We start from the raw sequence: 296 nt of genomic DNA on the forward strand, positions 1-296 counted from the left end.
TCCACTACATGAAGAACAATAACAATTTTGAACGTGTTATGGCAGCGGTCGAAGAACTGAATGGCATTCGTTGGGGATACGTTAGCACAGAAAGAATTTTATTTCTCTGCGAGCAATCAGAGCCGACAGAGGTATCTCTGGCAAGAGATGAGACAACCCATCAATCGGAAAGCAATTTGAAAGCTTATGCGAATCTGTTTCATCAAGCAGATAAGGAGGTCATTCACTATGGATAAGAAAGAACGATTAATTGAGTTATGTAGAGAATTACGATTACCCAGTATTCGGAAAATGGT

At 39.9% G+C, this 296-nt stretch carries 1 pseudogene; it reads left to right on the forward strand.

The features are described from left to right. Positions 1–236: pseudogene (locus HMPREF2811_RS11370) on the forward strand (hypothetical protein); the annotation flags it as partial. Between the last annotated feature and the right edge of the window lie 60 nt (positions 237–296).

The organism is Globicatella sp. HMSC072A10, from assembly GCF_001811625.1.
Lineage (GTDB): Bacteria > Bacillota > Bacilli > Lactobacillales > Aerococcaceae > Globicatella > Globicatella sanguinis.